Raw genomic sequence first — 6,446 nt, 5'->3', positions numbered from 1 at the left:
ATGTGCTGCTTCAGCCAGGCATTGACGGTGTCATGCCACAGGATGCTGTTGTTCGGCTTCAGCACCCAGTGGTTCTCGTCCGGGAAGTACAGGAACTTCGATTCGATGCCCTGCCGCTGGGCCGCGGTGAACGCAGCCAGGCCCTGCTCGACCGGAATGCGGAAGTCCTGCTGGCCGTGGATGACCAGGATCGGCTTCTTCCAGTCCGCCACGTGGTTGACCGGGTTGAACTTCTCGTAGTTGGCGGCCTTCTGGTACGGCGTACCGCCCTGCTCCCACTCGGTGAACCACAGCTCTTCGGTGGCGTAGCCCATCATGCGCTGGTCGAACACGCCGTCATGGTTGACCAGGCACTTGAACGGGCCATTCCAGTTGCCGGCGATCCAGTTGACCATGAAGCCACCGTAGCTGGCGCCCAGTGCACAGGCCTTGTCACCGTTGAGGAAGGAATACTTCTTCAGCGCCGCGTCCCAGCCCTTCTGCAGGTCTTCCAGCGGGCGGTCGCCCCAGTGCTGGCTGATCGCATCGGTGAAGGCCTGGCCGTAACCGGTGGAACCGTGGAAGTCGATCATCACCACCGCGTAGCCCTGGCCCGCGTACGTCTGCGGGTTCCAGCGGTAGCTCCAGCCGTTGCCGAAGCTGCCCTGCGGGCCGCCGTGGATCAGGAACGCGACCGGGTAGGACTTGCCTTCCTGGTAGTTGTGCGGCTTGACCACGTAGCCGTGCACGGTGTCGTTGTTCCAGCCCTTGAACTCGAACTGCTCGTAGTCGCCGAAGGACACGTCCTTCAGCACCTCGCCAGCGGCCGGGGTCAGCGCGCGCAGCTCGCCGATCGGCTGGCCAGCGGCCGGCAGCAGGCCGACCAGTACCTGGTCGTTGCTCTTCAGGCTGTTGCGGGTGATCGCCACGCTGTTGCCGGCCACGTCGACCGCGGTCACGCTGCCGTCGCCGATCAGCTTGGTGGCCTTGCCGCTGGCCACGTCGATCTGGAACAGCGGGTGCTCGCCGAGGTCATCGGCGGTGGTGTAGATGCTGGCGCCATCAGCGGACAGGGCGATGCCACCGGCCGAGCGATCCCACTGCGGGGCGATCTCGCGGGTCTTGCCGCTGGCCAGGTCCATCGCCATCAGGCCGAAGCGGTCGGCCTCGAAGCCCGGGCGCTTCATCGCGCGGTAGAACAGGGTCTTGCCGTCGGCGCTGAACACCGGGCCGGCATCCCAGGCCGGGTTGGACGCGGTCAGGTTGACCGGTGCCTGCTTGCCGGCGGCGTCGAAGCGGTACAGGTCGAAGTTGGTCGACCACGGCTCCTGCTTGCCAGCCACGCGGATGCTGGCCACCACGCTGGCGCCATCCGGCGACCACGCGAAGTCATCATTGCCGCCGAACGGCTTGGACGGTGCATCGCCATCGATGGTCGCGCTCAGCGCCGACGCACCCTTGACCGGACCGGCCTTGGCCGCCGGCAGCGGCGCCACGAACAGGGTGTTGCGGCGGCCGTCATTCCAGGTATCCCAATGGCGCACGAACAGCGAATCGAAGACCTTGCCGCTGGCCTTGGCGTCCTTGTTGTCCTTGAGCTTCTTATCGGTGCAGGCCAGGTCCGAGGCACAGGCCTGGAACACGCCGGCGCTGAACAGCACGCGGTCGTCCTGCGGCGACACGTGGTAGCTGTCCACGTCAACCGCGAAGTCGGTCAGCTGGCGCGGGGTGCCACCGCTGATCGGCTGTGCGTACAGCTGCTGGCTGCCGTTCCGGGCACTGAGGAAGTACACGGTCTGGCCATCGGCCGACAGTGAAGCGGAATTGACGTTCCAGCCGGCCGGGGTGATCTGCTTCGGCGGTGCCGCATCACGGGTGAGCAGGTTGCGTGCGAACAGCGCGGTGGAGGCCTTCAGGTTGGCGTCCACGCTGCGCTTGGCGAACACCACGGTGCCACCGTCCGCGGTCAGTACCGGCGCGGAGACGCGGTCCATGGCCACCATGTCGCGGACTTCCAGGCCACGGGCAGCGGCGACGCTGGGCAGGGCGGCCAGCAGGCTCAGTGGCAGCAGGGCATGACGCAGTTTCATCGGGGTCTCCGCAGGACGGCAAAAAACCGATGTTAGGCCCGTGCGGCCGGGGCTGCCAAGGCCATCGGTCATGGCTGTGATCGAGCAGCCGCCAGAACGGGCAAACCCGCGCCGAAGCGGGGTTTGCGGTAGTGCCGGCCGCTGGCCGGCACTCATGGGCCTTCATGGGTTCCGGGGTTGCCGGCCAGCGGCCGGCACTACCCATCAAACCTGGAGTCAGAGCCCTTCCCTGCCGGAAGGGATCCGACCCACCCCTTACGCCACGGCGCGCTTGCCGGTGCGGTAGATCAGCCAGCCGACCAGGAACAGCACGGCCAGGCCGATCCACTGTGCGCCCGGCAGGTGGAACGGCACGGCCAGCACGTCGGCGCGGCTGCTGACCACGATCGGCACGGCGATGGCGATGCCCATCAGCGCTTCGCCGGTAATCAGGCCGGCAGCGAACAGCACGCCCGGCTTGTGCACGCGGTCGCGGCCCTCTTCGTCATCGGCGCGCACCTTGTGGAAACGCTCGACCAGGTGGGCAATCAGGCCACCGAGGAAGATCGGCACCATCAGCTCCAGCGGCAGGTAGATACCGATGGCGGCGGCCAGCACCGGCACGCGGAAACGTGCGTTGCGCGACTTCAGCCAGCTGTCAAAGGCAATGATGGCGGCGCCGACCACGGCACCGATGCCGATGAAGGTCCAGGGCAGCTCACCACCGAACAGGCCCTTGGCCACCGAGGCCATCAGGTTGGCCTGCGGCGCGGCCAGCGCGTTCGGGTGCAGCTCGGACTTCACGCCGATGCCGTAGGCGGTGGCCAGCAGGTTCAGCACCGGGGCCATGATCAGCGCGCACGAGAACGCACCGATGCCCAGCATCAGCTGCTGCTTCCACGGGGTGGCGCCGACGATGTAGCCGGCCTTGAGGTCCTGCAGGTTGTCACCGCCGACCGCCGCGGCACAGCACACCACTGCGCCGATCATGATCGCGGCCACCGCACCCAGCGGCGCACCGAAGGCACCGACCGGCTGCAGGCCATCCTTGCCCAGCAGCAGCACCAGCACCGCCGAGGCGAACAGGATGGTGGAAATGGTGATGCCCGAGACCGGGTTGTTGGACGAGCCGATCAGGCCGGCCAGGTAGGCCGAGACCGAAACGAACAGGAAGCCGGCGACGATCATGATGAGGGTCATCGGGATCGACACATGCCACTGGCCGACGATGGCCTGGTACAGGGCCAGCAGCGGCAGCACGAACACCACCAGGGCCACCAGCATCCACTTCATCGGCAGGTCGCGCTCGGTGTGCGCCAGCACCGGGCCACCGCTCTTGCGTGCAGCCGCGAAGCCGCTCTTGACACCGTTCAGCAGCGACTTGCGCAGCGAAATCAGGGTCCAGATGCCACCGATCAGCATCGCGCCGACGCCCAGGTAGCGCATCTTCGCGCCCCAGATGGCGAACGCGGCCTCGGTGGACGAGGCGGTGGCGACCGACGCAGCCAGGGCCGGATCGGTGTTCATGAAGAATGCCTGGTAGATCGGAATGGCGATGTGCCAGGTCAGGATCGAACCGGACACCACCACGATGCCGACGTTGAGGCCGACGATGTAGCCCACGCCGAGCAGTGCCGGCGACAGGTTGGTGCCGATGAAGGCGGTGATCTTGGAGCTGCCGACGTAGGCCGAAGTGGCCCAGGCATCGGGGATCAGGCGCAGGCCGCTTTCGGCGGCCAGCTTGACGAAGGCACCGATCACCGCCGACAGGCCGAGGATCTTCAGGCCCGGGCCGGGGTTCTCACCGGCCTTGAGCACTTCGGCCGCGGCCTTGCCTTCCGGGAACGGCAGCGGGTCTTCGACGATCATCGAACGGCGCAGCGGCACCGAGAACAGCACGCCCAGCAGGCCGCCCAGGCCGGCGATGCCCAGCACCCACCAGTACTTGAAGTCCGGCCAGTAGCCCATGATCACCAGCGCCGGGATGGTGAAGATGACACCGGCGGCGATGGACGAACCGGCCGAAGCGCCGGTCTGGACGATGTTGTTTTCGAGGATGGAACCACCGCCCAGCAGGCGCAGCACGCCCATGGAAATGACCGCCGCGGGAATGGCGGTGGCGATGGTCAGGCCTGCGAACAGACCGAGATAGGCGTTGGCCGCCGACAGCACCACCGCCAGCACGATGGCCAGGGCCACTGCGCGGAAGGTGAGCTGCTTGGGCGCAGCGTCGTGGTTCATGGAAGCCCCTGCTGGCAAAAAATCCTGGTCACGCTAGCGTTCAGGGGGCGTCACGTCCAGTGCGGTTCGGGAGGGTTGCAGCCGGGTCGCCGGTGGGATAGTCGCTTTTGACCAAATTCGGCCAACGCATCAAGCTCATCAGGCACATATCCCAATGGGCTGCCGGGTACCGGATACCGCGGCCCCCTGCCCCACATGGGCAGGCCAGCCACCGCTGCAGCATTCCAGCCAACATCGTTTGAAGTGTCTCGACTCCCCACGCATCGTGTTCACGATCCAAATGCTGTCGCCGAGCCGACCTATGAAAAACACACTTCGTATGCGCCCGATCAAGGGGCCGGTCATGGCCATCGTGACCTTGCTCTGCTCGATGCCCCTTTGTGATCACGCATCGGCCTGGAGTCGCGTTGGCGCGATCGAGGTCACTGACCACGCCGGCAGACCCTGTTTCGGGCTTCCCAGGAAAGAGCGCAAGCGTATCGGTGAGACTCCTCAGGTGTTTGGTGTGGAGGTGTATGACGCGATTACTCCACCGCTGCGGCGGCTATGGTCTTTCGACTTTTCCTATCCCGCGTCACTCCCGCTTCCACCCGGCGCTTGCGTCCTCTATGGAGAAGTGCCAGCCAACGCCGCTGCAGGGCAAGCGGCCATGACGCTGCAGTCTGGGCGCCTGTATGAGGTCACGATGTCGGCCACCAGAACGGGCGCCACCCGGTTCTATAGCGCCCGATTCTGCGTGAAGGCGAACGCCGATGGCAGCCTGCGGGCGATCCAGGTCCGCTACGACGACGCTCTGGGCTGGAGTCCTGCGGTCTGCCTGCCCTGAGCTGATGGACGCGCTCGTCGGCATCTCTCAGCGCCTGCTGGAAACGGGCAATTGTTATGTTATATCCTGTCACGCCGAACGAACATCGTACGTGGCTTCTCCTTCCTCCCCTCGGCTGGCCTCCATCGACCAGCTGCGCGGCACCGTCATGCTGCTGATGCTGCTCGACCACGTGCGCGAGACCTTTTTCCTGCAGCACCAGGTCGGCGACCCGATGGATGCGGCCAGCGTATCCCCTGCCCTGTTCGCTTGCCGCCTGCTGGCGCATCTGTGCGCCCCGGTGTTCGTGCTGCTCACAGGCCTGTCGGCGTGGCTGTATGGCCAGCGCCAGGCCGACCCGCGCCGCGCGATCGCCGCCTTCCTGCTCAAGCGCGGCCTGTTCCTGGCGGTGCTGGAACTGACCCTGGTCAACTTCGCCTGGACCTTCCAGTTCCCGCCGGACACGCTGTACCTGCAGGTGATCTGGGCCATCGGCCTGAGCATGATCGCGCTGGCCGGCCTGCTGTGGCTGCCGCGCCCGGCGCTGCTGGTGCTGGGCGTGCTGCTGGTGGCCGGTCACAACCTGTTCGATGGCGTGCGCGTGGAAGGCGACGGCGTGCTGGCCGTGCTGTGGAAAGTGCTGCACCAGCGCGACTGGATCGAGGCCGGCGCACTGCGCCTGCGCACCTCCTACCCGGTGCTGCCGTGGATCGGCGTGATCGTACTGGGCTACCTGATGGGGCCGTGGTTCGCCCGCGACCGCGACCCGGCGCAGCGCCAGCGCTGGCTGCTGTGGGCCGGTCTGGGTGCGCTGGCCCTGTTTGCCCTGCTGCGGTTCGCCAACCAGTATGGGGATGCCCCGTGGCAGTACCAGACCAGCACGCTGCGCACGTGGATGAGCGTGTTCAATATCACCAAGTACCCGCCGTCATTGCAGTTCCTGCTGCTGACCCTGGGCGTGGGCCTGTTGCTGCTGCGCCTGTACGAATGGCCGCCGGTGGCCCGCGCCCTGCGCCCGCTGGCCGACATCGGAGCGGCGCCGATGTTCTTCTACCTGCTGCACCTGTACGTGCTGAAGCTGCTGTACGTGGCTGCGCTGGCTACGTGGGGCCCCACCCACGGCAGCCTGTACGCGCTGGATTCGGTGGCCGGCCTGCTGCTGATGGCCTGCGCGCTGGCGGTGGCGATGTACCCGCCGACGCTGCTGTTCGGCCGGTTCAAGGCCCGCCGCCGCGACCTGGCTTGGCTGCGCTACCTGTAGGCCGTCAATCGGGCGGCCATCCACGCGTGGCGTGGAGCTACTGAAGGCTGGCGGGGCGCTACCGGGCGCGGGCACGGCTGCAGGCCTATAA

4 protein-coding genes are annotated in these 6,446 nt (G+C 66.7%); 2 read left to right on the top strand and 2 right to left on the bottom strand.

Annotation, left to right across the window (positions count from 1 at the left end; all coding sequences use genetic code 11):
• Nucleotides 1–2,069 (bottom strand): S9 family peptidase (locus tag N7590_RS16025; RefSeq protein ID WP_279935725.1); only part of this gene is annotated, 2,069 nt, incomplete at its 3' end.
• 255 nt (nucleotides 2,070–2,324) lie between these two features.
• Entirely contained in the window at nucleotides 2,325–4,289 is a 1,965-nt protein-coding gene (locus tag N7590_RS16020; protein ID WP_053510209.1) for an oligopeptide transporter, OPT family, read from the bottom strand.
• Nucleotides 4,290–4,632: 343 nt separating this feature from the next.
• On the opposite strand from N7590_RS16020, the gene N7590_RS16015 reads away from it, so the two are divergent.
• Complete coding sequence (locus N7590_RS16015; protein ID WP_230078939.1) at nucleotides 4,633–5,115, top strand: hypothetical protein; 483 nt, start codon at nucleotides 4,633–4,635, stop codon at nucleotides 5,113–5,115.
• Nucleotides 5,116–5,206: 91 nt separating this feature from the next.
• Nucleotides 5,207–6,355, top strand: a complete 1,149-nt coding sequence (locus tag N7590_RS16010; RefSeq protein WP_164241671.1) for a heparan-alpha-glucosaminide N-acetyltransferase domain-containing protein — start codon at nucleotides 5,207–5,209, stop codon at nucleotides 6,353–6,355.
• Nucleotides 6,356–6,446: the final 91 nt, after the last annotated feature.

The organism is Stenotrophomonas sp. GD04024 (assembly GCF_029837545.1).
Lineage (GTDB): Bacteria > Pseudomonadota > Gammaproteobacteria > Xanthomonadales > Xanthomonadaceae > Stenotrophomonas > Stenotrophomonas forensis.
Note: the sequence above shows the minus strand (reverse complement) of the source record. Positions and strands in the feature narration are given on the sequence as shown.